Source organism: Paraburkholderia tuberum STM678 (assembly GCF_902833905.1).
Classification (GTDB): Bacteria; Pseudomonadota; Gammaproteobacteria; order Burkholderiales; family Burkholderiaceae; genus Paraburkholderia; species Paraburkholderia tuberum.
The window spans coordinates 48,260-71,584 of the sequence record NZ_CADFGP010000037.1 but is presented as its reverse complement, the minus strand read 5'-3'; the positions used below and the strand labels follow the sequence as shown (position 1 = coordinate 71,584).

Here is a 23,325-nt window from a genome sequence, read left to right as displayed (position 1 = left end):
CATGACGACTGGCAGTGTCGTTTGGCACGGAAGCCGCTTCGCCTTATCCGGGGTTGAGGAATGGCGGTGAAACGGTCGAAACTGCATCTTCCCGCGATCGGGCCGGGAACATGAGATTTCGCGGGGCGACGTCAGGCGTTACATCATCTCGGGTTTCGCCAGCCGGGTGCCATCGCTAAAGCGCGTCAATCGATATGGCTGTGTCTCGATCCCAGTCGCGTCGTCCGTCACGATGCGGCTAACCAGCATGCCGGCTCCCGGTCCCAGCCCGAATCCATGACCGCTGAACCCCGAAGCGATCACAAGGCCCGGGTTGCTCTCCACGCGTGACATCACCGGCACCAGATCGGGCATCGTGTCGATCGCGCCAGCCCACGCATGAGCGATACGCAATCCCGACAGTTCGGGAAAGACCGTCGCAACGTTTTGCAGTGCACGGGTCGGCCACTCGGCATCGGGCGCAGGATTGAGAACCCGCGTCACCTCGAACGGAGAGATGTCGTCGTGGCGCCAGTCCGCACTTCCTTCGGGGCCGCCGAAGAAAGGTTGCGCGATCCGGAATTTAAGCTTCTTGTTGAGTTTGCTGCGGAACATCTGGCGAAACTTGACCGCGTGCCGCAGGTTCTGTGGCGCGATCTCCATGCGTCCATAGCCTGGCACCGCGATCGTGTAGCCGCCGTCCAGCCGCCGCCGCATCGCGAAGTTCGGGCCGGAGAAGCACCCGTCTATCACGGCCGGCGCTTCCGCCGTGCGCAGCGCGGTGCCGATCACATTGACCGCCGGCAGATCGATCCCATGGTGCCGGCAGAACAGGGCGCTCCACGCGCCGCCGGCCAGCACGACGCTGCTCGCGCCAATCCGGCCGCGCTCGGTCCATACGCCGGAGATTCGACCTGCGCTGCTATCGAGTCCGCGAACCGCACAGGTCTGATGCACGCGCGCGCCGAGTCGTTGCGCGCCTCTTGCGATGGCGGGCGCTGCTCGCGACGGCTCCGCGCGTCCATCGGAATGCGACCACACGCCGCCCGCCCACTTTGCCCGACTATGCGGAACGCGCGCGGCCAGTTCTCGAGCCGACAGCAGCTGACTGTCGAAGCCGAGCGCGCGCGCCTTGCCGAGCCATGCTTCCCACTGGGCGACATCGGCAGACTGCTCGCTTGCGTACAGAATGCCGCTGCGCCGAAAACCGATGTCCTCGCCGAGTTCGTCGCTCAACTCGCCCCAACGCTTCAGGCTCTGCATCGCGAGCGGCAACTCGTAAAGGTCGCGGTTCTGCTGACGCACCCAACCCCAGTTGCGCCCCGACTGCTCCGCGCCAATGATGCCTTTTTCGAGCAGCACGACCGATACGCCGCGCCGTGCCAGCTCGTAAGCGGTGCTGACGCCGATAATGCCGCCGCCGATCACGGCTACGTCGCAGCGATCGGGGAACCCCTCGCTATTCGGGACTTCGTCGATTCTTAGCATGTTTGAGCAACCATGATTGACATGAGCAGCCGGATACCGGGTGCGTACGCTGTCAGAAGATCACATAGATCTTCCGCAGCGTTTCATCGATGTTCCAGAGTCCTTCCGTGTTGGCTTGGAAAAATAGCGTGTCGCCGGCGGCGAAGCGGACCGTGTCTTCTCCGTCGGGCGTGAAGGTGCCGCTGCCCTTGATGAAATGCATCACCTCCGCCTGCTTGACGGAGCGCCGATAGGTGCCGGGCGAGCACTCGAACACGCCGGTATCGATTGCTTCGTGACCGGGAATGACGTACTGGCGTCCCGATACGCGCGACGGTTCGGTACCGGGCAGGCCCGCGGTTCCCCAATCCTCCAGTGCGGAGACTTCCGCGGCTTGCCTGATCTGCTGAACTTTCATTGCGCTGTTTCCTGTTGTCGTGAGCGGAGGTCGATACGTCGTTCGATCCGGCCTAGCCGGACCACGGTGACACCGGCGCGCAACTGGCGCAGCGAGGGCATCACCAGCATGCAGTCATCGTACGGAGTCGAGACCGGCTGACCGTCGGACCATGCGATCACGGTGCCGGCCTTGTCGAACGTCTCGAGGCCGGTGTAAGGACCCGCGAAACGGAAATCCATGCTCTTTGCGACGACCGGTTCGGTCACGCGCACGATGCGCATTTCGTCGGGCAATGGCGCGATCCAGCCGGACGGCAGGTCGGCTGCGTCGACGATGCCCGACAGCAACAGAAAGCGCGCGGTGCAGTCGCGCGCAACCGTCACCGCGTTGGCTTCCCAGTGCTGGCCGCATTCGATCAACAGGGCATTCTTCGGACTCGTGTCGTCGCCGAAACCCTCGTAGTCGCGCATCCGGCGGCCTTCGGGATGGCCTTCGTCCTGAATCACGGTGGCGGGCGTGCCGAGCCGCTCGGCCAGTTCGGCCCCCTTGTGCAGCGGCCCTGCGACGATCAGCGGCGCGCTTTTTTCATGCATCGAATGCAGGTCGAGCAGCAGATCCACCGTGTCGATCACCGGCCGCATCGCGCGCGCACGATCGAGTTCCGACGAGCGGGTCGCCAGATCGTCGAGCTTCGCGGCGGTCCAGACGCGGTTGAAGTCCTGATCGACGAAACGCGCTTTGTCTGGTGTCGCGGGATCGAACCGCGCATACGCGGCGACGTTCGCGAACGACAGCGTGAGCTTGCCGCGGCGCGGGCGCAGGCCGCTGCGCAACAACGCGTCGACGGTGATCGCGCCGCACACTTCGTTGCCATGCGTGAGCGCATTGATCATCACGTGCGGCCCGGCTTGGCCGGAGTCGAACGAGTGCACGTATGCAATGCCGGTATTGCCGTCGGCGTGCGCCGAGAGGTCCGGAAATTCGACTTCGATAGGATAGGCTTCCATGTTTACTCCAGACCTCCCTGACACAGATACTTGATCGACAGATAGTCATCGAGACCATACTTCGATCCTTCGCGACCGTAGCCGGATTCCTTCACACCGCCGAACGGCGCCGCTTCTGAAGCGAGCGCGCCTTCGTTGATACCGACGATGCCAGCTTCCAGCGCGCGCGAGACACGCTCGATACGGCGCATGTTCTCGCTGTAGAAGTACGAGGCGAGCCCGAACGGCGTGTCGTTGGCGGCCTGCACCGCTTCCTGCTCGCTGTCGAATGGGAACAGCGGCACGACCGGGCCGAAGGTTTCCTCGCCGCACAACACCATCGACGACGTGGCGTTACCCAGCACCGTGGGCGCGTAGTAGTGCGGTCCCAGCTCGGTGAGCCGTCGTCCGCCCGTCAGCACGAGCGCGCCGTTCTCGAGCGCGTCCTCGACATGACGAGCGATCTTGTCCACAGCGCGCTCATTGATCATGGGCCCGATCTGCGAGGCGGGGTCGCTGGCGGGTCCGACCCGCAGTTCGGCCACTTTCGCGCACAGCAGCGCGGAGAAACGTTCGTATACGCCGCGCTGCACGAAGACGCGGTTCGGGCACACGCAGGTCTGCCCGCCATTGCGGAATTTCGCGGCCAGCAGGCCATTGACCGCGGCATCGAGGTCGGCGTCGTCGAATACGATGAACGGCGCATTGCCGCCGAGTTCCAGCGAGAGCTTCTTCAGCGTGCCCGCCGATTCGCGCGCGAGATGCTTGCCGACGGGCGTCGATCCGGTGAACGTGATCTTGCGGACACGGCTGTCGGCGAGCCAGTCGCCGACCGTCTCGGGCGCTGCCGCACGCGAAGCCGAGATCAGGTTGAGCACGCCGTTCGGCACGCCCGCCTCGTGCGCCAGCATCACCAGTGCGATCGCGGTGAGCGGCGTGTCTTCCGCGGGTTTCGCGACCACCGTGCAGCCCGCCGCGAGCGCGGGTGCGATCTTGCGCGCGATCATCGCAAGCGGAAAATTCCAGGGCGTGATGGCCGCGACGACCCCGATCGGTTCCTTGACCGCGCTCATCCGTTTGCCGCGCTGCTGCTGCGGAATCAGGTCGCCGTAGATGCGAGTGGCTTCGTCGGCGAACCACGCGACGTACGACGCGCCATAGTTCACCTCGGCGCGTCCTTCGGCGAGCGGCTTGCCTTGTTCGAGTGAGATCAACGCACCGAGTGCGTCGCGATTCGCGACGATCAACGCGTGCCAGCGGTGCAGTATCGCCGCGCGTTCGCTGGCCAGTCTCGCGCGCCACGCGGGCAGCGCTTTAGCGGCGGCGTCCGTGGCCGCTCGCGCGTCGCTGGGGCCGCTGTCGGCAACTTCCGCGATCAGCTTGCCGGTCGCCGGATCGGTGACCGCGAAACGCCGACCGCTCGCGGCGGCGACCCACTCGCCGTTGATGAAGTTCTCCGTGCGGATCAGCGCGCGGGCCTGTTGTTCGAGATTCGTGCTCATATGAGGTCTCCGTGCCGGTTGGCATGCGACGGCAGAGCGCCCGACGCGCGCCGGGCAGTCAGTGCTGCCTGCTCTGTGAGTGATCAGGACGGGTTGGCGACCCGAGCCGCGATCGCCGCGCCGACCTCCGTGGTCGATGCGCTGCCGCCCAGGTCGCCCGTGCGCGGGCCTTCCTTCAGCACCCGCGTGATCGCGGCGACGATGGTGTCGTGCGCATCGCGCTCGACACCCGCGCCGTGGCCGAGAAAGTCGAGCATCATCGCGGCCGACCAGATCATCGCGACCGGATTGGCAATGCCCTTGCCGGCGATGTCGGGCGCCGAGCCATGCACCGGCTCGAACAGCGACGGAAAGCGCCGATCGGGATTCAGGTTGCCCGACGGCGCGATGCCGATCGTCCCCGTGCACGCCGGCCCGAGATCGGAAAGGATGTCGCCGAACAGGTTCGATGCGACCACCACGTCGAAGCGATCCGGGTTCAGCACGAAGCGCGCGCACAGGATGTCGATGTGCTGACGGTCCATCTTCACATCCGGGTAGCGGGCGGCCATTTCATCGGCGCGGGCGTCCCACCACGGCATGCTGATCGCGATACCGTTGCTCTTCGTTGCAACCGTGAGTTTCTTCGCTCGACGCTGTGCAAGCTCGAACGCGAACTTCATCACGCGCTCGGTGCCGTGGCGCGTGAAGATCGACTGCTGCATCACGACTTCGCGCTCGGTGCCCTCGAACATCGTGCCGCCCACCGACGAATACTCGCCTTCGGTGTTTTCGCGCACGATCATGAAGTCGATATCGCCCGGCTTGCGGTTAGCGAGCGGGCAGGGCACGCCTTCGAACAGCCGCGCGGGGCGCAGGTTCACGTACTGGTCGAATTCGCGGCGGAACTTCAGGAGCGAGCCCCACAGCGAAATATGGTCGGGCACCTTGTCGGGCCAGCCGACCGCGCCGAACAGAATCGCATCGCAGTCCTGCAGTTGCGCCTTCCAGTTCTCGGGCATCATCTGGCCGTGTTGCGCGTAGTAGTCGCACGACGCCCATTCGATATGGCGGTAGTCGATGCCGATGTCGAAGCGTTTGCATGCGGCGTCCAGCACGCGCAGGCCTTCGGGCATCACTTCGGTGCCGATGCCGTCGCCGGGAATCACGGCAATGCGGTATTTGCGGGTCATACGTCTCTCTCCTTGCCGTGATCGCGCGCCGTCTGCTGACGCCGCGCGGATGGCGAAATGGGGTTGCGTTCGGGGGGCGGGCCGCGCATGGGTATCAGTAGCCGCGCGTCCGGTCGATCAAGCCGTTCATCCGCTCGCCGCTGCGATAGCGGCGCAGGTTTTCCAGTACCGCATCGACGGCCGGTTCGGGCCGCGTCGCGCTCGCGATATGCGGCGTGATGCGCACGCGCGGTTGCGCCCACAGCGGATGGTCGGCGGGCAACGGCTCCGGGTCGGTGACATCGAGCACCGCGCTGTGAATCTGCCCGCGTTGCAGCGCGTCGAGCAGATCGGCGCCGACGAGTTGCGGTCCGCGGCCGACGTGAACCAGCGACGCGCCTCGCGGCAGCATGTCGAATACCCGCCGGCTGAGCAGGCCGCGCGTGGCGTCCGTGAGCGGCAGCAAACAGATCAGGATGTCGGCACGGGCAAGCAACTCATCGAGCCCGGCCTCGCCCGCATAGCAGTCGATCCCTTCGAGCTCGTGCTTCGAGCGGCTCCAGCCCGCGCAGGCGAAGCCGAACAGCCGCAAACGCTCCAGTACCGAGCGGCCAAGCATGCCGAGGCCGAGCACGCCGATTCGACGCGACGCGGCGGCGCGCAACGGCATCGGCTGCCAGACGCGCGCCCGCTGCTGCAACCCGTAATCGAACAGATCGCGGTGAATCGCCAGCACCGCCTCGGTGACATATTCGACCATGCCTTCGACGATGCCCGGCTCGAGCATCCGCACCACCGGCAGATGCGCCGGAATCTGCGACAGATCCAGTTGATCGACTCCCGCGCCGACCGAAAACACCACTTCGAGATTCGGCAGCGTGAGCGCGAGGTCTCCCGGTTGCCACGCGACCAGATAGCGCACGGCCGTGGGATCGCCGATGTCCGGCCACACCCGGAACGGCACGTTGGGCGCCAGCTGCGCGAAGCGCTCGGCCCATAGCGCTCCACGCACCGGATCGGCCTTGTAGAGGACGGTCATCGGCGCTTACGCCATCGCCTGATTGATGATGCCGAACGCGCGCCAACCCGGGTCGGGGGCCACCTCGCGCAAGTCGGCGGGCGCGTTGCGCACCATCTTTTCGACCGAGTCGACGCGCGGCATGCCGACATGGGTCAACCAATCGTTGATGCCGGCGTCGTCCGGCACGTCGATCCGCACGAAGTCGCCGGCGTGCTGCGCGAGCCAGTACGAAATCAGTGCGCGGGCACGCAGATCGTCGGACCCATGCTGCGCGACCACCGGTCCAACCGAGTAGCCGCGTCCGAACGGACGGAACAGCGATAAACCGACCACTTCGCCGTCACGTTCGAGAACCACGGCTTGCGCGAACTCGAGCAGCGCCGGTATCGTCGCGCTGCGGTCGAAGCCGCTCGCGCGCGACGCGAGTTCGATGAGCTTCGGCGTGTCGTCCGGCCTCGCGGCACGCAACTGTTCGCCGGCCGGCGGCGCGACAGCGGCCACGCTGCCGAGCGCGCCCTGATGCTGGGTGAGTCCGCCGCAGCTGACGAAGCCGAGCTTTTCGTAAAGCGGCTTGCCCGCGACCGTTGCGTGCAGGAAGGTCACGCGGTTGCCCAGTTCTTCGAGCACCAGTTCCATCAGCTTGCGGCCAATGCCGCGGCCCTGTTCGTCCGGCGAGACGATCACGAGGCCGAGCGTGCCGCGGTCCGCGCCGAATTTCCAGCAGAGCGCGGTGCCGATCACGGCGTCATTGTCTTCGGCGACGAAGCCGGTGCCGGCGTCGTACATGAAGCGCCAGTCATCGGCGCGGTGCGGCCAGCGCACCGCAACCGAGAGGCCGTGCGCGGCGGCGATGTCATCGGCAGTGAAGCGGCGATAGGTCAGTGATTTCTTCACGGTTGATTCGGACACTGCAAACTCCTGCTGGCGGCATGATCAGCCTAGACTGTGGCATTCCCGGTGCCTGCTTCATAGGACGATCTTTTTGTTATTCGGGCCGGTGTGTGCTCGGGTCTGCTTCACGGCGGCAGCGACGCGCAACGCAATTGCACAGGTATTTTTGGCGTTCACCGCGCGGGTGCTATATTCAATATAATGCTGAAAAATTGAACGGGCGTTCATTGTAACGAAGCGGCTGGCGCCTCATCGGATGCGACCGTGCGCGCCCAGCACAACAACCGCACCGGCGGCACATGGGCAGCCGGCCGCAGCGTCATCAACGGGAGACACATGCAGCGAACCGAGCTCAGCAAGAAGCGCACGGCCGACCCCGGTCCCGGCGACGTCGGCGCTCGTCTGCGCGCGCTGCGCGTCGCGCAGGGTCTGTCGATCAACGAACTGGCGATGCGCGCGGGCGTGTCGGTCGGCACCGTCAGTCAGGTCGAGCGCAACAAGGCCAATCCGTCGGTGCGTATTCTCGAGCGCCTGCGCCTGGCGTTGGAGGTTCCGCTGACCGCGCTGCTCGAAGAAGACGACGCGGTCTCGGACCCGATCACCGGCGATTTCGTGCGCAAGGCGGCCGAGCGGCCGCTGTTCGAAGTCGGCAAGAACGGCATGCAGAAAGAATTGCTGTCGCCGCATGGCGATCACGATTTGCAGATGATGATCATCATGCTGCCGGCCGGCTCCGGTTCCGAAGAGGTGCTGGTGGGCATCGGCGAGAAGGCGGGCCTGGTGCTGGAAGGCACGGTCGTGCTGAATGTCGGCGACCGGCGCTCCGAACTGCGCGCGGGAGACAGCTTCCAGTTCAAGAGCACGGTGCCGCATAGCGTGCGTAACGAAAGCAGGAAGACTGCTCGTTTGCTGTGGATCATGAACACGCAGCCGCCCGTCATTCATCTTTGATCTGTTTGTTGTACCGGAGCCGCATGTCGTGTGGCAAGCGGCGCTGTCTTCCCTCTCTTTTCCTCGCTCGCTCTGACGCGGCGCGTCCGGTTCGCACGGACGGCGGCTGACGTCAACGCCTTTCTCTCATTCACTTTTCGGTTTTGCGTTGCACGACGGAACGGGCGTGTCGCGTCGCCTCGCTCGTGCGCGCCCCAGCCGTGCGGGCTTGCGGCCCGTGCCCACCAGTGCGGCGGTGGGCTCTCCGAGGCAGGCAATGTATTGCAGCGCACAACGAACTTTTCACACAGTTTATTTTTGACCACTAGTATTTCATTTCGTGTTCATTAAAATGAACTTCATCCGATGTTCGTTCATTCGGCGGTCGCGATGGCGAACAGCAGTGCCGAGTGGTGCCGCAGTCATCAGTGCGTATGCGCACGCGGCACCACACACTTGAACCTACTGATCAGGCCGGACATGTCCACTCCGTCACTCGATTTCGATCCTTCAGCCGTGCCGTTGCCGCAGGGGCATTTCATTGGCGGTGCGTACTATTCGGCGGGCGAAGCGCAGATCGCCGTTCACCGGCCGTCGGACGGCGCGCTGCTTGGCCATGTGCCGGACGCGTCGGATGCCACCGTCGATCACGCGGTCAGCAATGCGCTAGCGGCATGGAAGACGAGCGGCTGGGGCACCCGCTCTCCGCGCGAGCGCGCGAAGGTGCTGAGCCGCTGGGCCGATCTGATCGATCGCGATGCGGTGAGCCTCGCCCAACTCGAAACGGTCAGCTCGACGCGTCCGGTGACGGAAAGCTATACATCAGATGTGCCGTTCACCGCGGAGGCGATCCGCTTCTTCGCGGAGCTGGCCGACAAGCTCGGTGGCGATATCGCGGCCACGCGCCGCGACAGTCTCGGTTTTGTTGCATCGGAGCCGTACGGTGTGATCGGTGCGATTACACCGTGGAATTTTCCGCTGTCGATGTGTTCATGGAAGTGCGGTCCCGCGCTCGCGGCGGGCAACGCGGTCGTGATGAAACCGTCGGAAATGACGCCGTTCTCGACGCTGCGTCTCGCGGAACTCGCCATCGAAGCCGGCATTCCTCCGGGCATCTTCAACGTGGTGAATGGCCGTGGAGCGACGGCGGGCGCCGCGCTGACGCGTCACCCAGGCATCTCGAAGATGAGCTTCACCGGTTCGACCCGCACGGGCGCCGCGATCATGAGCGACGCCGCGATGCACGGCACCAAGCCCGTCACGCTGGAACTCGGCGGCAAGAGCCCGCAACTGGTGTTCGAACATGTGAGGGACCTCGAGCATACGGCGCGCTGTGTCGCCCGCGGCTTTACGGCCAACGGCGGCCAGGCCTGCGTGGCCGGCACGCGGCTGATCGTGCACGAGCGCATTGCCGAGCCGCTGATCGCCGCCATTCAACGGCAACTGCAGCCGATCGAGCCCGGCCCGCTGTGGGACAGCCGCACCGCTTATTCGCCGATCATCAGTGGCGCCCAGGCGCGACGCATCGAAGCGCTGATCGGGCAGAGCCGTGAGAGCGGCGCGGAAGTGATCTTTGGCGGCGGCTTTTTCGAAGGCACCGACGCAGGCTATTTCCATCGCCCGACGCTGCTCGCCAATGTGACTTCAGAGACGCCCGCCGTGCGCGAGGAACTATTCGGCCCGGTGCTGACGGTACAGACATTCGCCGACGAGGAAGAGGGCATCGCGCTCGCCGCGCATCCGATCTACGGTCTCGCGGCGGGGGTCCATAGCAGCGACATCGGTCAGGCGCTGCGGGCGATGCGCCGCATCGCCGCGGGCACCATCTGGATCAACCGTTACGGCCGCAGCGGCGACATGATCATTCCGACGGGCGGCTTCGGCCAGTCCGGTATCGGCAAGGATCTCGGCCGCGAAGCGATGGTGGCGAGCATGCGGCACAAGAGTGTGCTGATCGATTTCGAAACGCTGTGAAACACGGCTTTACACCTGATATACGCAAGCATCAACCGCACTGATTCAACCCGAAACTGAACCCCGAGCCTGCAACCAGGTTCGCCACGACGACAGGATGTTGACCATGATCGATTTCGAGCCGAAGTACATCACTTTCGACTGCTATGGCACGCTGACCAACTTCCAGATGGGCCAGACCGCGCGCGAGCTTTACGGCGACAAGCTGGACAAGGCGAAGATGGATGAGTTTGTCGAGTTCTTCCGTGGCTACCGCCTCGACGAAGTGCTGGGCGCATGGAAGCCCTATCGCGACGTGGTCGTGAACTCGGTGCGCCGCACCTGCGAACGCACCGGCGTGCCGTTCGACGAAGCGACCGCGCTGAAGATCTACGAGGCTGTGCCGAGCTGGGGCCCGCACGCGGACGTGCCGGAAGGGCTGTCGCGACTGGCCTCGAAGTACAAGCTCGTGATCCTGTCGAATGCGTCGAACGACCAGATCCACAGCAACGTCGACAAGCTCGGCGCGCCGTTCCACAAGGTCTACACCGCCCAGCAGGCACAGGCGTACAAGCCGCTGCAGAAAGCCTTCGAGTACATGTTCTCGCAACTGGACTGCAATCCGGAAGACGTGCTGCATGTGTCGTCGAGCTTCCGCTATGACCTGATGACCGCGTACGACATGGGCATCAAACACAAGGCGTTCGTCAACCGCGGTCACGAGCCGCTGAACCCGTATTACGGCGTCAACGAAGTGTCGGGCATCCCGCAACTGGCATCGCTGCTCGGCCTCTGATTCGCACGTCCGGCCTTCTCACGACATCGCTTCCCGCGCGCCGCTGAAAGCGGCGCAACCAACCGACAGGAACGCATCACGATGAAGCTCGACTCCTACTGGCTCGACACTGCGCCACGCTTTACCGGCGGCGCCCAGGGTCCGCTACCGCAGCGGGTCGACGTTGCGGTGGTCGGCGGCGGCTTCACCGGGCTGTCGGCTGCGTTGGAGCTGGCCAAACGTGGCATGTCGGTGATCGTGTTCGAGGCGGGCCGACTCGCGGCGCAGGCATCGGGCCGTAACGGCGGCCACTGCAATACGGGCGTCGCGCAGGACTACGCGGCGTTGTCCGCGCGCATCGGCAGCGAACGCGCGTCGGAGTTCTACCGTGCGTATGCCGGCGCCGTCGAAACGGTGAAAACGATCATCGGGGAGGAGCAGATCGATTGCGATCTGCGCCACTCCGGGAAGATCAAACTCGCCGCGAAACCGCAGCATTTCGCGTCGCTCGCGAAGTCGTACGAGGTGTTGCGGCGCGAAGTCGATTCCGATGTCGAACTCGTGCCGCCCGAGCAGATTCGCAACGAGATCGGGTCGGACAGCTTTTTCGGCGGCCTCGTGCAACACAACGGCATGCAGATGCACATGGGCAAATTCGGCGTGGGTCTCGGCACGGCAGCCGCACGGCGTGGGGCGCAGATCTACGAGAACACGCCGGTGACGAACCTCAAGCCGCTCGGCGGCAACGCGTTCGACGTGCAGTGTCCGCTCGGGACGGTACGCGCCGAGCGCGTGCTGATTGCCACCGGTGCGTCGCAGGTCGGTCCGCTGCAATGGTTCCGGCGCCGCATCGCGCCCGTCGGCAGCTTCATCGTCGCAACCGAGCCGCTGGGCAAGGCGCGCCTCGATGCGGTGTTGCCGACGCGCCGCTCGTATGTGACGACGCTGAACATCGGCAACTATTTTCGTGCCACGCCGGACGAGCGTCTGCTGTTCGGCGGCCGCGCGCGCTTCGCGATGTCGAATCCGCGTTCGGACGAGAAAAGCGGGCGGATTCTGCGCGATGGGCTCGCGTGCTATTTCCCGCAACTGGCCGACGTGCGCATCGATTATTGCTGGGGCGGCCTCGTCGACATGACGGCCGACCGGCTGCCGCGCGCAGGCCAGCATGAAGGACTGTTCTATTCAATGGGCTACAGCGGCCACGGTGTGCAGATGTCCGTGCACATGGGTCGTCTGATGGCCGACGTGATGTTCGGCGCCGCCTCGCGCAATCCGTGGCGATCGCTCGAATGGCCCGCGATTCCAGGACATTTTGGACGCGCGTGGTTTCTGCCGCTCGTCGGCGCGTATTACAGGTTGCAGGATGTACTGCATTGAATGGATCGACTGATCGCTACCGTTAGATGGTCGGGCAGCGCGTAGATTGAAAATCACTATTCCCAGAGGAAATCCCCATGTTGCGTTTCATGTTCCAGCCTGCAGCCGCCGTCCGCTTCAACACTGTGCAGCGCTTTGCCGCCGGCGCGGGCCTCGCGATGACGATGATGTTCGGCGCCGCCCACGCTGCCGAAACGGCGACGCTCACCGCCGGCTCGCCGCCGTCGAGCGCGCCGACCACGTTCATGAACGTGAAGACGCAGCAGATAGAAGGCCTGATGCCGGATGTCGTCAAGGAGATCGGCAAGCGCGAAAACTTTAACGTGTCGTACGACGCGGTGCCGTTCTCGGCGCTGATCCAGTCGGTGGTATCGGGCAAGATCGACATCATCGTTGCCGGCATGACGCCGACGCCGAAGCGCGCCGAAGTGGTCGATTTCTCGCAGCCGGTGACGGCGTTTGGCGAAGGCATCATCGTGAAGGACACGAACAAGGCGGTCTATCACTCGGTGCAGGACCTGAAGGGCATGACGGTCGGGGCGCCGACCGGTACCGACTACGGCGATCAGTTGAAGAAACTCGGCATCTTCACCGAAGTGAAGATGTACGACAGCCCCGCCGACATGACGCGCGATGTCGCGCTTGGCCGCATCGTCGCGGGCTTCAACGACTATCCGATCCTGAAGGCCCAGGAAGCAGCGGGCGCGATGGCGGGGACGCGGGTAGACGACGCGTATGTGCCGATGGAAAAGTTCGACATCGCGATCGCGGTGAAGAAAGGCAACAGCGCGCTGATGGCGAAGATCAACGACGCGCTGACGAAGATGAAGGCCGACGGCACGCTCGACGCGATCCTCAAAAAGTGGCACTTGGTGAGCTGATTGGCTTCGCGTGAAAAGAGCCGTGCCCGCGGCGACGCGGGACTTGTCCTGCCAGGTCCGTCGCGCAGCGGCGCGGCGGACTGAACGAATACGAAGAGCAATGGAAGGCACGACATGCACTGGCAAGATATAGCCGACTTTGTACCGATTTTGCTGCAAGGCGCGGTGATGAGCATCGTCATCACGCTGGGTTGTCTGGTGTTGAGCACCGTGCTCGGCCTGACCTGGGCATTGCTGAAGATGTCGCGCTATCCCCTCGTCGTACGCGGTGTGAGCACGATGATCAACGTCGTGCGCGGCCTGCCGATGATCGTGCTGCTGTTCTACATCTACTTCGTGCTGCCGGAAATCCACATCCAGGTGTCGGCGCTGCAAGCCAGCATCATTGGGCTTGGTTTCGGTTACTCGACTTACGTCGCGGAAATTTTCCGGGCGGGTATCGAGGCAGTCGATCCAGGCCAGTACGAAGCCGCGCAGTCGATCGGCATGGGCCGCGTGAAGACGATGATACGGGTGATCCTGCCGCAGGCGATCAAGGTCGCGCTGCCGCCGTACAGCAACACGCTCGTGATGATGCTGAAGGATTCATCGCTCGCGTCGACCATCACGGTCGCCGAAATGACGCGCGAAGGCCAACTGATCGCGTCGTCGACGTTTCAGAATCTGACGGTATATACGCTCGTCGCGCTCGGCTATCTCGCGATGAGCTTGCCGCTGATGAGCATGACCCGCACGCTTGAACGACGTTTCGGTCGGCACAGGGCGAGATAAGTGCGAAGTGAGGATGCGATGATCGAAATCACGAATGTGCACAAGAGCTTTGGCACCGTACCCGTTCTCAAGGGCATTTCGCTCAACGTCCGCCAGGGCGAAGTGGTCTGCCTGATCGGTGCGTCGGGCTCGGGAAAGTCAACCCTGCTGCGCTGCATTAACGCGCTGGAGTCATACGACGAAGGCGAAATTCGTCTGCTCGGCGAGCGCGTCGAACAGCGCGCGCGTAACATCAACCAGTTGCGCACCCAGGTCGGCATGGTGTTTCAGCGCTTCAACCTGTTCCCGCACCGTACGGCGCTCGAGAACGTGATGGAAGGGCCGGTGCATGTCAAGCGCCTCGCGCGCGCGGACGCGCAACGCGAAGCGTCTGAACTGCTCGACAAGGTGGGGCTCGGCCACAAGCTGCACGCCTATCCTCATCAGCTTTCGGGCGGGCAGCAGCAACGGGTGGCGATTGCGCGCTCGCTCGCGATGAAGCCGAAGGTGATCCTGTTCGACGAGCCGACCTCGGCGCTCGATCCAGAACTGGTCGGCGAAGTGCTCGGCGTGATGCGCACCCTCGCACGGGAAGGCATGACGATGCTGGTGGTCACCCACGAAATGGGCTTTGCGCGTGAGGTGGCAGACCGGGTGTGTTTTCTGCACGCGGGACTCATCATCGAGGAGGGCACGGCGCAGCAGGTGCTGGGCTCGCCGCGCGAGGCGCGCACCCGCGAGTTCCTGCGCCACGTGCTGACCAATCGCAGCGACGCTCACGTCGCGCCCGACGGTATGGCAGGAGCCGCGGCATGAACGGCAGATTCGTACGCGTAGGCGAGACGGTTCGCGCCAAAGTCGAACTGACGATCAACGGCGCGCCGGTCGAAGCGCTGGCCGGCGACACGCTGCTCACTGCGATGCTGTGCTCGGTGCGGCATGTGCGGCAGTCCGAGTTCGGCGCGGAACAACGCGCGGGCTTTTGCCTGATGGGCGCGTGTCAGGACTGCTGGGTATGGACCGCGGACGGCGAGCGGCTGCGCGCCTGCACCACGGTGGTCGAAGCAGGCATGCGCGTCGTCACGACGCAACCGGAGGCGCAATGGTCGAACCTCGCATCGTAATCGTCGGCGCAGGGCCTGCAGGGGTGCGCTGCGCGCAAACGCTGCTGGCGGCCGGCATCCGCCCGATCGTCGTCGACGAAGGCAGGCGCGATGGCGGCCAGATCTACCGGCGTCAGCCCGATGGCTTCACGCGGCCGTATTCGAAGCTGTACGGCACGGAAGCCGCGCGCGCGGAGAACCTCCATCGAACTTTCGAGCGACTGCGCCCGCAGATCGATTACCGTCCGCAGACGCTGGCGTGGAACGTCGCGCAAGGCAAGCTGCATATCGTGCATGAAGGACACGCGAGCGTGTTGCGCTACGACGCGCTGATCCTGTGCCCCGGCGCGACCGACCGGTTGATGCCGGTCAAAGGCTGGCAGTTCGCCGGTACCTACAGCCTCGGTGCCGCGCAGATCGCGCTGAAGTCGCAGGCCTGCGCGATTGGTCGTCAGGTCGTTTTCATGGGTACCGGCCCATTGCTGTATCTGGTCGCGAACCAGTATGTGCAGGCGGGCGCCAGGGTAGCGGCAGTACTCGACACGTCGAAGACCGGTGCGCGCTTGCGCGCGCTGCCCAAATTGCTGGCGCGCGTCGACGTATTGCGCAAGGGCCGCGCGCTCGTGAGCGCGTTGAAGCGCTCAGGCGTGCGGGTGGAAAACGGCATCGAGCCGCTCGAAATTCTCGGCACTGCGGGCGACGGCGTGCTTGGCGTACGCTTTCGCGATGCGCGCGGCAACGTCGCGCAGGTCGAATGCGACGCGGTCGGTCTCGGCTATCACCTGCGGCCGGAAACCCAGCTTGCCGATCTCGCGCGCTGTGCGTTCCGGTTCGACGCGATCACGCGGCAATGGGTGCCGCAAATCGACGAACTCGGTCGCAGTAGCGAAAAGGGCGTCTATATCGCGGGCGATGGCGCGCGCGTGCTCGGCGCGGACGGCGCCGAGGTCGCCGGACAGCTCGCGGCCCACGCTGCGCTGAGCGATCTCGGGCGGCCCGTTGCGGCGACCACGCTCGACGCGTTGACGCGTGAACAGCGCAAAATGGATCGCTTCCGGCTGGGTCTGGCAGAGGCGTTTGCGTGGCCTGCCGCGCAGGCGGCGCGTCTGTCCGACGATACGATCGTTTGCCGGTGCGAAGGCATCACCGCGGGCGAACTGCGCCGCGTGGTGCGCGATGAAGGCGCGCAGGAAGCGAACCGTGCCAAGGCCTTTAGCCGTGTCGGTATGGGGCGCTGTCAGGGACGTTACTGCGGCCATGCGGGTGCGGAGGTGATCGCGGCGGCGGCGAACGTGCCGCTCGAGCAGGTTGGCAGACTTCGTGGACAGGCGCCGGTAAAGCCGCTGGCCATTGCAACCGTGGAGGATACCGAGTGAACCGTGCACAAGCCGATGTTCTGATCGTGGGCGGCGGGTTCATGGGTGCGTCCGCCGCATTTTTTCTGAGGCAGCGGGGCCGCTCGGTGATCCTGCTCGAGCGCCAGCTCGTCGGGCAGCAGGCGAGCGGCACCAACTTCGGTAACGTGCGCCGTCAAGGGCGGTTTCTGCCGCAGTTGCCGCTGGCGAACCGTTCGCGCGAAATCTGGGGGCGTCTGCCGGAATTGATCCAGCACGACGCCGAGTTTCTGATGTCGGGCCATGTCCGCGTCTGTTATCGCGAAGAGCAGGCCGACCAGTTCGAAACCTATGCGAAGGAGGCCGCGCACTACGGTCTCAAGCTCGACCTGTTGCGCGGCGACGCGCTGCGCGCGCGGTTTCCGTTTCTCGGTGCGGAGGTGCTGGCGGGATCCTATTCGCAGATGGACGGGCACGCGAATCCGCGCCTCGCGGCGCCCGCGTTCGCCCGCGCCGCGGCTCGGCTCGGTGCGCGGATCGTCGAAAACTGCGATGTCGTGACGGTGGAAAAAGAGGGCGCCGAGTTTCGCGCCACGAGCGCCGACGGCCGCACGTTTCATGCGCCCGTGCTGCTGATCACGGCGGGTGCGTGGGGCAACCTGCTGTCGGAGCAATTCGGCGAAGCGGTGCCGATCGCCGTCAACGGTCCACAGATGGCCGTTACCGAACCCGTGCCGTATGCGATCCAGCCGGTGGTCGGCGTGTCGTCGCCGCAGATCGAAGAGGTGGTGTATTTCCGCCAGGTCGCGCGCGGCAATATCGTGATCGGCGGCTGCGCGCGTGCGCCTGCGTATCTCGACGAACGCCGCGCGAAGGTTCTCCCGTCAAGCACGTTGCTGCAGTTCAGACAGCTGCAGCGGGTCGCGCCGATGCTGCGCAAGCTGAGCATCATCCGGGTGTGGAGCGGCGTGGAGGGCTATATGCCCGATGACAAGCCGATCATGGGCGCAAGCGGGACGACCAGCGGCCTGTTCTATGCGTTCGGTTTTTGCGGCCACGGTTTTCAGCTTGGTCCGGGCGTAGGCGACACGATGGCCGAACTGATCGACACCGGCGCCACCAGCACGCCGCTCGAGCCGTTCGACATCCGCCGCTTCGCGGCCAGTCGGGAGACGGCACCGACAGTGCCGCCCACGTCGCGCGTTGCGTGAGCGGAGCGTCGATGCTGAGCCTGAGCCCAACCTCATCATCATCCGCGCCTGAGCTTGCGGGCGCGAGCCGTCATCCGACGCGCGCGCCGAATCGCGTGAGCCGCGCCGTGCAGCGTGCGCTCGACTTCATCGATGCCTGTTTCGCCGAGCCAATCAGCCTGTCCGAACTGGCGGCCGTCGCGCAGTTGAGCATTTCGAGGTTTGCGGTGCGCTTCAGCGCGGAGATTGGCGTGTCGCCGCAGCAATATGTGCGGCTAGTGCGCGTACGGCATGCACAGTGCCTGTTGCGACGAGGCTTGCCGCCGTCGATCGTGGCGACCGAGGTGGGCTTCTTCGATCAAAGCCATCTATGCCGGCACTTCAAACGTGTGCTTGGCAGAACGCCGGGGGAATGGCTGAGCGCGAATGGTTGACTGCAAGTCGACAGGCCACCGGCGTCGCGCCGGTGGCCTCGAACGCATTCGACCCGATCGGGCCGGCTGCGCGTAGCCGAAACCATCACCGCTTCATTGATGCTGCTGCGAGAAGAGCGTTTCCAGCGGGTATTCGGATTTCACGAATGGCGTCTTGATGATGACGTAGCTGAAATACTTCTCGATGCCGATGTCGCGCTCCAGCAGCCCTTCGATCACGCTCTGATAATGATTGACGCTGCGCGTGACGAACTTCAGCAGGTAATCGTAGCCGCCGCTCGCCAGATGGCATTCAATGATCTCGTCCACAGGACGGATCGCCGCCTCGAACTTGGCGAAGTCTTCGCGACGATGGTCGGCGAGCGTGACCTCGGTGAACACGATCTGCACGTCACCGAGTTTCTGCAGTTGGATATGTGCGCCGTAGCCGACGATATAGCCGGCCTTTTCAAGCCTTTTCACGCGAATCAGACAGGGGCTCGGCGAGAGCCCCACGGCGTCCGCAAGCTCGACGTTCGTGATACGGCCTTTCTTCTGGAGTTGCGAAAGAATACGCAGGTCGATCCGGTCCAGCTTCGTGTCGCCGCTTGTCGTCATGTATCGGTCTGCCCGTCGAAGGTTCTGCTTTTCGCTTCGTTGCGCTTCGCCTTGGTCAAGCAACGCGCAGGCCGATGTTATCACGCGCTCAGGCGGCCGCGCGGCTCGCGCCGCGCAATGCGGCACGCACCTCCGCCTGCTCGAGCACGTCGTCGAGCGTGCGCCGCAGACGGCCGAACAGTTGTTCGAACTCGGCCTCGCCGAAGCACAGCGCGGGCGCGAAACCGAGAATGCTGTCGCCGAATGCGCGGAACACGAGGCGGTTGCGGTAGGCTGCGGCCGTGATCCGGTCCGGCAGCTTCAGCGACGGATCGAAGCGTGCCCGCGAGTTCTTGTCCGCGACCAGTTCCAGCGCGCCGAGCAGCCCGCGATGACGCGAGTCGCCCACCAGCGGATGAGCGAGCAGCGCGTCGAGCCCGGCGGCAAAGCGCGGTGCCTGCGCGATGCCGTTCGCGAGCAGACCGCCCTCCTGATAGAGCCGCAGTACTTCGAGCCCGATGGCGGCGCTCACCGGATGCGCGGAGTAGGTCTGACCGTGACCGACGACCGCGGTATCGCGCGCATCGCCTGCAATGCCCTGGTAGATTTCGTCGGACATCAGCACCGCGCCCATCGGCGCATAACCGGAGGTCAGCCCCTTCGCCACCGTCATCAGATCCGGCTCGACCTGTTCGGCCTCGCACGCGAAGAGCGGGCCGGTACGACCGAAGCCCGTGATGACCTCGTCGGCGACGAACAGGATGTCGAGGCGGCGGCACGCGTCGCGCATCGCCTTTAACCAGCCGACCGGCGGCACGATCACGCCGCCCGAACCCTGGATCGGCTCGCAGAAGAACGCGGCGACGTTCTCCGCCCCGAGTGACGCGACTTTCGCTTCGAGCGCGGCGACGGATGCGGCGATCAGCGCTTGCGCGTCACTGCCTTGCGGCTGACGGTACGCATACGGCGACGGCAGATGGAGCTGGTGCGGCAGCGGCAGGTCGAAGTTGCGGTGGAACGCGGGCAGCGCAGTGAGCCCCGCGCCGACCGACGACGATCCGTGATAGCCACGTTCGAGCGCGATCATCTGCTTTTTCGCCGGGCGCCCCGTTGCATTGAAGTAATGCGTGATGAAGCGTATCGCGGAGTCGATCGCATCGGAGCCGCCGAGCGTGAAATAGACGTGCTGCAGCGAAGCGGGCGCAAGCGACACCAGTTTTTCGGCCAGTTCGATCGCGGGTTCCGACGAGAAGTGGAAGTAGGTGGTCGCGTAGGGCAGCTTCGTCATCTGGCGCGTCGCCGCTTCGACGATGCTCTGCTGGCCGTAACCCACGTTCACGCACCACAGGCCCGCAAATGCGTCGAGCAGTTCGTTGCCGTCGATATCGCGCAGATACGCGCCCTGGCCGGATTCGAGTACGGTGGTGCCGCGCGCTTCGTGCGCGCGATAGTTGATGACCGGGTGAATCAGGTGCTTGCGGTCGGCGTCGATCAGCGATGAGTTTGACATGATGGTGGTTCCCCGCACGTGGCGATCAGGTAAGAGTCACCCCTCGATAGTAGCGACAGCCGTATGCGTGCCGTTCAGCCAAAAAAAAGCCTAAAGAGCGTCGACGCAGCGTTTTTCACCCTGCAGACAGCATTTTCTGCTGCGTGTGCTTAATAGCAGGGCGAACCCCAACGCTGCCGTGCATGAGCGAGCGTGTTTGCGTGTGGAAGAGAGAGGCGCCGCGGTGCAGCGGGTTCAGGTTCAGCGTGGCTTCAGCTGGCTCAGGTGAGCGACTGCGCGATCACCGCATACTGATGCAGCCCCGGGTCGGCGCGGCTCGACTCGCCATCGGCTGGCGCGGATGCAAGCCGGCGCATCTTCACGACCGTCTCCGAGCGTGCGAGACCGAGGCCGGTTAGCCACTCGCGCAGGCCGTGCCCGTGCGGCACGTCGATGCGCACCAGCGCGCCTTCGTTCAGCGCGAGCCAATGGCTGATCAGCGCCTTGGCCCGCACGGCGTCGGGAAACGCGCTGGCGACGACGGGGCCGATCACGAAGCCGCGTCCGAAGCGGCGGAACAGCGAGAAGCCGAGCAGTTCGCCGTCGCGATCGAGCGCGATACCGTCGGCCAGATCGAGCAGCGGCGGCAGTACGTGGCTGCGATCGAGGCCGCTAGCGCGTGATTCGAGCGCGACGAGTTGCTGCGCGTCGCTCGTCCCGAGCGGGCGCAGCCGCTCGTTGGCGGGCAGCGCAACGAGCGGCGGCCGGAACGCCGCACCCTGCATCTGGTCGAGCGCGCCGCAGCGCTCGAAGCCGAGCGCGTCGCACAACGGCTGGCCAGCCTCGGTCGCATAGAGCGTGATGTCACGCTTGCCAAGCTCGTCGAGCGCGTGCGCGAACAACGTGCGGCCGATACCCACGCCGCGATGCTCCGGCGCGACGATCAGCATGCCCAGCGTCGCCTGATCCGCGCCGAACTTCCAGCAGACCACGGTGCCGACCAGCGCGCCCGCCGTCTCGGCGATGAAGCCGATCCCGGTGCGCGCCGAGAACCGCCAATCTTCACGGCGATGCGGCCAGCCAATCGCGGCGGACAGGCGTTGAGCGGCAGGGATGTCGTCGGCTGTCAGGCGTCTGTAGGTGAAACGTGCGTGAGGCGTTGGATCGGACACGGGGCGCTCCGTGAATAGTCGGCCGTGCCGCGACTGTTGCACGTTGCCCGGTGATTGACTAGTACGAACTTCTCATCGTGGGGGGGGCGTCCTGTCCAGAACATCAGGGTCAACGCCAGGAGCGGCAAATCATGCTGTTTTGACCACTCAAAACCATGTTTTCGAATGGTCGAGTCCACCGATACGCGATCAACGCCATTTTTTGCAGTGCTTAAATCGATTCATGCAATGCCACCGCGCCGCGACCAGCACGCGGAGCGCCGTCGAACACCAATGCTGGATACCCCGCGTTCAATCCCGAGTGAGGAGCAGTTGCATGTACGACGACCCAATCAAAACGGGCGGCTTCAGCCGCCGTGACATGATGCGTTTGCTGGCCGCCGGCGGCATCCTTGCCACCGGCGCGGGAGGTCTGCTGGCGGGGGCTCGCCCGGCATTCGCGGCACCCACGCCGAAGAAAGGCGGCAAGATCCGGGTGGCCTACGACGCATCCTCGACCGCGGATACGCTCGACCCGGCCAAGGGTTCGGCAGGCTCCGATTACATCCGCTTCTTCATGTTCTATAGCAGCCTGACGCAGCTCGATTCGTCGCTGACGCCGAGGATGAATCTCGCCGAATCGATCGACACCAGCGACGCGAAAGTGTGGGTGATCAAACTGCGCAAAGGCGTCACGTTCCACGACGGCAAGCCACTCGCGCCCGCCGATGTCGTCTACTCGCTGATGCGTCACAAGAATCCGGCAACGGCGTCGAAGGTGAAGACGCTGGCCGATCAGTTCGTGGAGGCGAAGCAGACCGGTCCCAACGAAGTCACGCTGACGCTCGTTTCCGCCAACGCGGACCTGCCGGTGATTCTTGCCACGCCGCAATTCGTGATCATCAAGGACGGCACGACGGACTTCACGACGGCCGTCGGCACCGGCCCGTACAAGCTGAAGACGTTCAAGCCCGGCGTTTCGACCGTCGGCATCCGCAACGACAGTTTCTGGAAGACCGGCGGCGGCCCTTACCTCGACCAGATCGAGCTGATCGGTATCGGCGATAACTCGGCACGGGTGAATGCGCTGCTGTCCGGCGATGTTCACCTGATCAATTCCGTCGATCCGCGCGCGACGCAGCGCATTGCCGCGACGCCGGGCTACGAGGTGCGCGAGACCAAGTCGGGTCTCTATACCGATCTGATCATGCGCCGCGACAACCCGCTGACGGGCAACCCCGATTTCGTGCAGGGTATGAAGTATCTGTTCGACCGTGAGCAGATCCGCTCGGCGGTGTTTCGCGGTTATGCGGTGATCGGCAACGATCAGCCGATTCCGCCCGGACACCGCTACTTCAATGCGTCGCTGCCGCAGCGTCCCCACGACCCGGACAAGGCGAAGTTCCACTTCCAGAAAGCCGGAGCAATCGGTACGACGCTGCCGCCGATCTATGCGACGACCGATGCGAACGGCTCGATCGAGATGGGTGTGCTGCTGCAGCAGTCCGCCGCGAAGATCGGCGTGAACCTGGAGATCAACCGCGTGCCGGCGGATGGTTACTGGTCGACGCACTGGATGAAGCATCCGCTCGGGTTCGGCAACGTCAATCCGCGCTCGAGCGCCGATGTGCTGTTCACGCAGTTCTTCAAGTCGGACGCCCCGTGGAACGAGTCGGGCTGGAACAACCCGAAGTTTGACCAGTTGCTGGCCGCGGCCCGCTCGGAAACCGACGATGCGAAACGCAAGCAGATGTACGGCGACATGCAGGTGCTGGTATCGGAGCAGGGCGGCATTGGCATCCCGACCTTCCTGAGCCTGCTCGACGCGAACGACAAGCACTTGCAAGGGCTCCAGCCCGTGCCTACCGGCGCGATGATGGGCTTCAACTTCGCCGAGTACGTGTGGTGGAACGCGTGACCCGCTGAAGCGCCCGGACGCGGCGGGTGGCCCCCGCCGCGCCGCTCGCGGCAGGCAGCCGCAG

At 64.7% G+C, this 23,325-nt stretch carries 22 protein-coding genes; 12 read left to right on the top strand and 10 right to left on the bottom strand.

Going from position 1 to position 23,325, the window contains the following annotated elements; translation table 11 throughout:
• Positions 1–138: 138 nt before the first annotated feature.
• The 7 genes from HWY30_RS27605 to HWY30_RS27575 all read right to left on the bottom strand — a co-directional run bounded on the left by HWY30_RS27605 (position 139) and on the right by HWY30_RS27575 (position 7,415).
• The gene (locus tag HWY30_RS27605) at positions 139–1,467 is read right to left on the bottom strand and encodes an NAD(P)/FAD-dependent oxidoreductase (RefSeq protein WP_090811088.1); all 1,329 of its coding nucleotides are present in this window, start codon (positions 1,465–1,467) and stop codon (positions 139–141) included.
• A gap of 52 nt (positions 1,468–1,519) precedes the next feature.
• Positions 1,520–1,864, bottom strand: coding sequence for a cupin domain-containing protein (locus HWY30_RS27600; protein ID WP_018422376.1), 345 nt, complete (start codon positions 1,862–1,864; stop codon positions 1,520–1,522).
• Positions 1,861–2,853, bottom strand: a complete 993-nt coding sequence (locus HWY30_RS27595; RefSeq protein WP_090811090.1) for a M14 family metallopeptidase — start codon at positions 2,851–2,853, stop codon at positions 1,861–1,863. Before HWY30_RS27595 ends, HWY30_RS27600 begins: the two co-directional genes overlap by 4 nt.
• Positions 2,854–2,855: 2 nt before the next feature.
• On the bottom strand, positions 2,856–4,334 hold the full coding sequence (locus tag HWY30_RS27590) for an NAD-dependent succinate-semialdehyde dehydrogenase (RefSeq protein ID WP_090811092.1): 1,479 nt from the start codon (positions 4,332–4,334) through the stop codon (positions 2,856–2,858).
• Positions 4,335–4,417: 83 nt separating this feature from the next.
• Positions 4,418–5,506 carry a tartrate dehydrogenase gene (locus HWY30_RS27585; RefSeq protein ID WP_090811094.1) on the bottom strand — a complete coding sequence of 363 codons (1,089 nt, stop codon included), beginning with the start codon at positions 5,504–5,506 and terminating at the stop codon, positions 4,418–4,420.
• A 94-nt stretch (positions 5,507–5,600) separates the two neighbouring features.
• Positions 5,601–6,524, bottom strand: a complete 924-nt coding sequence (locus HWY30_RS27580; protein WP_090811096.1) for a 2-hydroxyacid dehydrogenase — start codon at positions 6,522–6,524, stop codon at positions 5,601–5,603.
• Positions 6,525–6,530: 6 nt separating this feature from the next.
• Positions 6,531–7,415: a GNAT family N-acetyltransferase gene (locus tag HWY30_RS27575; RefSeq protein ID WP_090811098.1), complete on the bottom strand. Its 885-nt coding sequence runs from the start codon at positions 7,413–7,415 to the stop codon at positions 6,531–6,533.
• Positions 7,416–7,733: 318 nt separating this feature from the next.
• Here HWY30_RS27575 and HWY30_RS27570 point away from each other — a divergent pair, with 318 nt between their 5' ends.
• The 11 genes from HWY30_RS27570 to HWY30_RS27520 all read left to right on the top strand — a co-directional run bounded on the left by HWY30_RS27570 (position 7,734) and on the right by HWY30_RS27520 (position 18,127).
• Complete coding sequence (locus tag HWY30_RS27570; RefSeq protein ID WP_090811100.1) at positions 7,734–8,348, top strand: cupin domain-containing protein; 615 nt, start codon at positions 7,734–7,736, stop codon at positions 8,346–8,348.
• A 459-nt stretch (positions 8,349–8,807) separates the two neighbouring features.
• Positions 8,808–10,301: an aldehyde dehydrogenase family protein gene (locus tag HWY30_RS27565; RefSeq protein WP_090811878.1), complete on the top strand. Its 1,494-nt coding sequence runs from the start codon at positions 8,808–8,810 to the stop codon at positions 10,299–10,301.
• Positions 10,302–10,407: 106 nt separating this feature from the next.
• On the top strand, positions 10,408–11,076 hold the full coding sequence (locus HWY30_RS27560) for a haloacid dehalogenase type II (protein WP_090811879.1): 669 nt from the start codon (positions 10,408–10,410) through the stop codon (positions 11,074–11,076).
• 81 nt (positions 11,077–11,157) lie between these two features.
• On the top strand, positions 11,158–12,435 hold the full coding sequence (locus HWY30_RS27555; protein WP_090811102.1) for an NAD(P)/FAD-dependent oxidoreductase: 1,278 nt from the start codon (positions 11,158–11,160) through the stop codon (positions 12,433–12,435).
• 77 nt (positions 12,436–12,512) lie between these two features.
• Positions 12,513–13,316, top strand: a complete 804-nt coding sequence (locus tag HWY30_RS27550; protein ID WP_090811104.1) for an ABC transporter substrate-binding protein — start codon at positions 12,513–12,515, stop codon at positions 13,314–13,316.
• Between the two features lie 114 nt (positions 13,317–13,430).
• Positions 13,431–14,087: an amino acid ABC transporter permease gene (locus HWY30_RS27545; protein ID WP_018422365.1), complete on the top strand. Its 657-nt coding sequence runs from the start codon at positions 13,431–13,433 to the stop codon at positions 14,085–14,087.
• Positions 14,088–14,105: 18 nt separating this feature from the next.
• A complete protein-coding gene (locus HWY30_RS27540) occupies positions 14,106–14,882 on the top strand; it encodes an amino acid ABC transporter ATP-binding protein (RefSeq protein WP_090811881.1) in 777 nt (258 codons plus the stop codon).
• Positions 14,879–15,190, top strand: coding sequence for a (2Fe-2S)-binding protein (locus HWY30_RS27535; protein ID WP_090811106.1), 312 nt, complete (start codon positions 14,879–14,881; stop codon positions 15,188–15,190). Before HWY30_RS27540 ends, HWY30_RS27535 begins: the two co-directional genes overlap by 4 nt.
• The gene (locus tag HWY30_RS27530; RefSeq protein ID WP_090811108.1) at positions 15,169–16,545 is read left to right on the top strand and encodes an FAD/NAD(P)-dependent oxidoreductase; all 1,377 of its coding nucleotides are present in this window, start codon (positions 15,169–15,171) and stop codon (positions 16,543–16,545) included. Before HWY30_RS27535 ends, HWY30_RS27530 begins: the two co-directional genes overlap by 22 nt.
• Positions 16,542–17,714: an NAD(P)/FAD-dependent oxidoreductase gene (locus tag HWY30_RS27525; RefSeq protein ID WP_090811111.1), complete on the top strand. Its 1,173-nt coding sequence runs from the start codon at positions 16,542–16,544 to the stop codon at positions 17,712–17,714. The genes HWY30_RS27530 and HWY30_RS27525 overlap by 4 nt, the downstream gene beginning before the upstream one ends.
• A gap of 11 nt (positions 17,715–17,725) precedes the next feature.
• Positions 17,726–18,127 carry a helix-turn-helix domain-containing protein gene (locus tag HWY30_RS27520; protein ID WP_090811113.1) on the top strand — a complete coding sequence of 134 codons (402 nt, stop codon included), beginning with the start codon at positions 17,726–17,728 and terminating at the stop codon, positions 18,125–18,127.
• Between the two features lie 93 nt (positions 18,128–18,220).
• Here HWY30_RS27520 and HWY30_RS27515 read toward each other — a convergent pair whose 3' ends face one another.
• The 3 genes from HWY30_RS27515 to HWY30_RS27505 form a co-directional block, all read right to left on the bottom strand.
• On the bottom strand, positions 18,221–18,724 hold the full coding sequence (locus HWY30_RS27515) for an Lrp/AsnC family transcriptional regulator (protein ID WP_090811115.1): 504 nt from the start codon (positions 18,722–18,724) through the stop codon (positions 18,221–18,223).
• Between the two features lie 88 nt (positions 18,725–18,812).
• Complete coding sequence (locus HWY30_RS27510; RefSeq protein ID WP_090811117.1) at positions 18,813–20,213, bottom strand: aspartate aminotransferase family protein; 1,401 nt, start codon at positions 20,211–20,213, stop codon at positions 18,813–18,815.
• A 260-nt stretch (positions 20,214–20,473) separates the two neighbouring features.
• Positions 20,474–21,364, bottom strand: a complete 891-nt coding sequence (locus HWY30_RS27505; protein ID WP_090811119.1) for a GNAT family N-acetyltransferase — start codon at positions 21,362–21,364, stop codon at positions 20,474–20,476.
• A 316-nt stretch (positions 21,365–21,680) separates the two neighbouring features.
• On the opposite strand from HWY30_RS27505, the gene HWY30_RS27500 reads away from it, so the two are divergent.
• Entirely contained in the window at positions 21,681–23,261 is a 1,581-nt protein-coding gene (locus tag HWY30_RS27500; protein WP_090811121.1) for an ABC transporter substrate-binding protein, read from the top strand.
• The last annotated feature ends 64 nt before the right edge of the window (positions 23,262–23,325 follow it).

Coding starts and splice junctions, on each gene's coding strand:
- HWY30_RS27605 (WP_090811088.1), bottom strand. CDS start 1,467: ATGCTAAGAATCGACGAAGTCCCGAATAGCGAGGGGTTCCCCGATCGC.
- HWY30_RS27600 (WP_018422376.1), bottom strand. CDS start 1,864: ATGAAAGTTCAGCAGATCAGGCAAGCCGCGGAAGTCTCCGCACTGGAG.
- HWY30_RS27595 (WP_090811090.1), bottom strand. CDS start 2,853: ATGGAAGCCTATCCTATCGAAGTCGAATTTCCGGACCTCTCGGCGCAC.
- HWY30_RS27590 (WP_090811092.1), bottom strand. CDS start 4,334: ATGAGCACGAATCTCGAACAACAGGCCCGCGCGCTGATCCGCACGGAG.
- HWY30_RS27585 (WP_090811094.1), bottom strand. CDS start 5,506: ATGACCCGCAAATACCGCATTGCCGTGATTCCCGGCGACGGCATCGGC.
- HWY30_RS27580 (WP_090811096.1), bottom strand. CDS start 6,524: ATGACCGTCCTCTACAAGGCCGATCCGGTGCGTGGAGCGCTATGGGCC.
- HWY30_RS27570 (WP_090811100.1), top strand. CDS start 7,734: ATGCAGCGAACCGAGCTCAGCAAGAAGCGCACGGCCGACCCCGGTCCC.
- HWY30_RS27565 (WP_090811878.1), top strand. CDS start 8,808: ATGTCCACTCCGTCACTCGATTTCGATCCTTCAGCCGTGCCGTTGCCG.
- HWY30_RS27560 (WP_090811879.1), top strand. CDS start 10,408: ATGATCGATTTCGAGCCGAAGTACATCACTTTCGACTGCTATGGCACG.
- HWY30_RS27555 (WP_090811102.1), top strand. CDS start 11,158: ATGAAGCTCGACTCCTACTGGCTCGACACTGCGCCACGCTTTACCGGC.
- HWY30_RS27550 (WP_090811104.1), top strand. CDS start 12,513: ATGTTGCGTTTCATGTTCCAGCCTGCAGCCGCCGTCCGCTTCAACACT.
- HWY30_RS27545 (WP_018422365.1), top strand. CDS start 13,431: ATGCACTGGCAAGATATAGCCGACTTTGTACCGATTTTGCTGCAAGGC.
- HWY30_RS27540 (WP_090811881.1), top strand. CDS start 14,106: ATGATCGAAATCACGAATGTGCACAAGAGCTTTGGCACCGTACCCGTT.
- HWY30_RS27535 (WP_090811106.1), top strand. CDS start 14,879: ATGAACGGCAGATTCGTACGCGTAGGCGAGACGGTTCGCGCCAAAGTC.
- HWY30_RS27530 (WP_090811108.1), top strand. CDS start 15,169: ATGGTCGAACCTCGCATCGTAATCGTCGGCGCAGGGCCTGCAGGGGTG.
- HWY30_RS27520 (WP_090811113.1), top strand. CDS start 17,726: ATGCTGAGCCTGAGCCCAACCTCATCATCATCCGCGCCTGAGCTTGCG.
- HWY30_RS27515 (WP_090811115.1), bottom strand. CDS start 18,724: ATGACGACAAGCGGCGACACGAAGCTGGACCGGATCGACCTGCGTATT.
- HWY30_RS27510 (WP_090811117.1), bottom strand. CDS start 20,213: ATGTCAAACTCATCGCTGATCGACGCCGACCGCAAGCACCTGATTCAC.
- HWY30_RS27500 (WP_090811121.1), top strand. CDS start 21,681: ATGTACGACGACCCAATCAAAACGGGCGGCTTCAGCCGCCGTGACATG.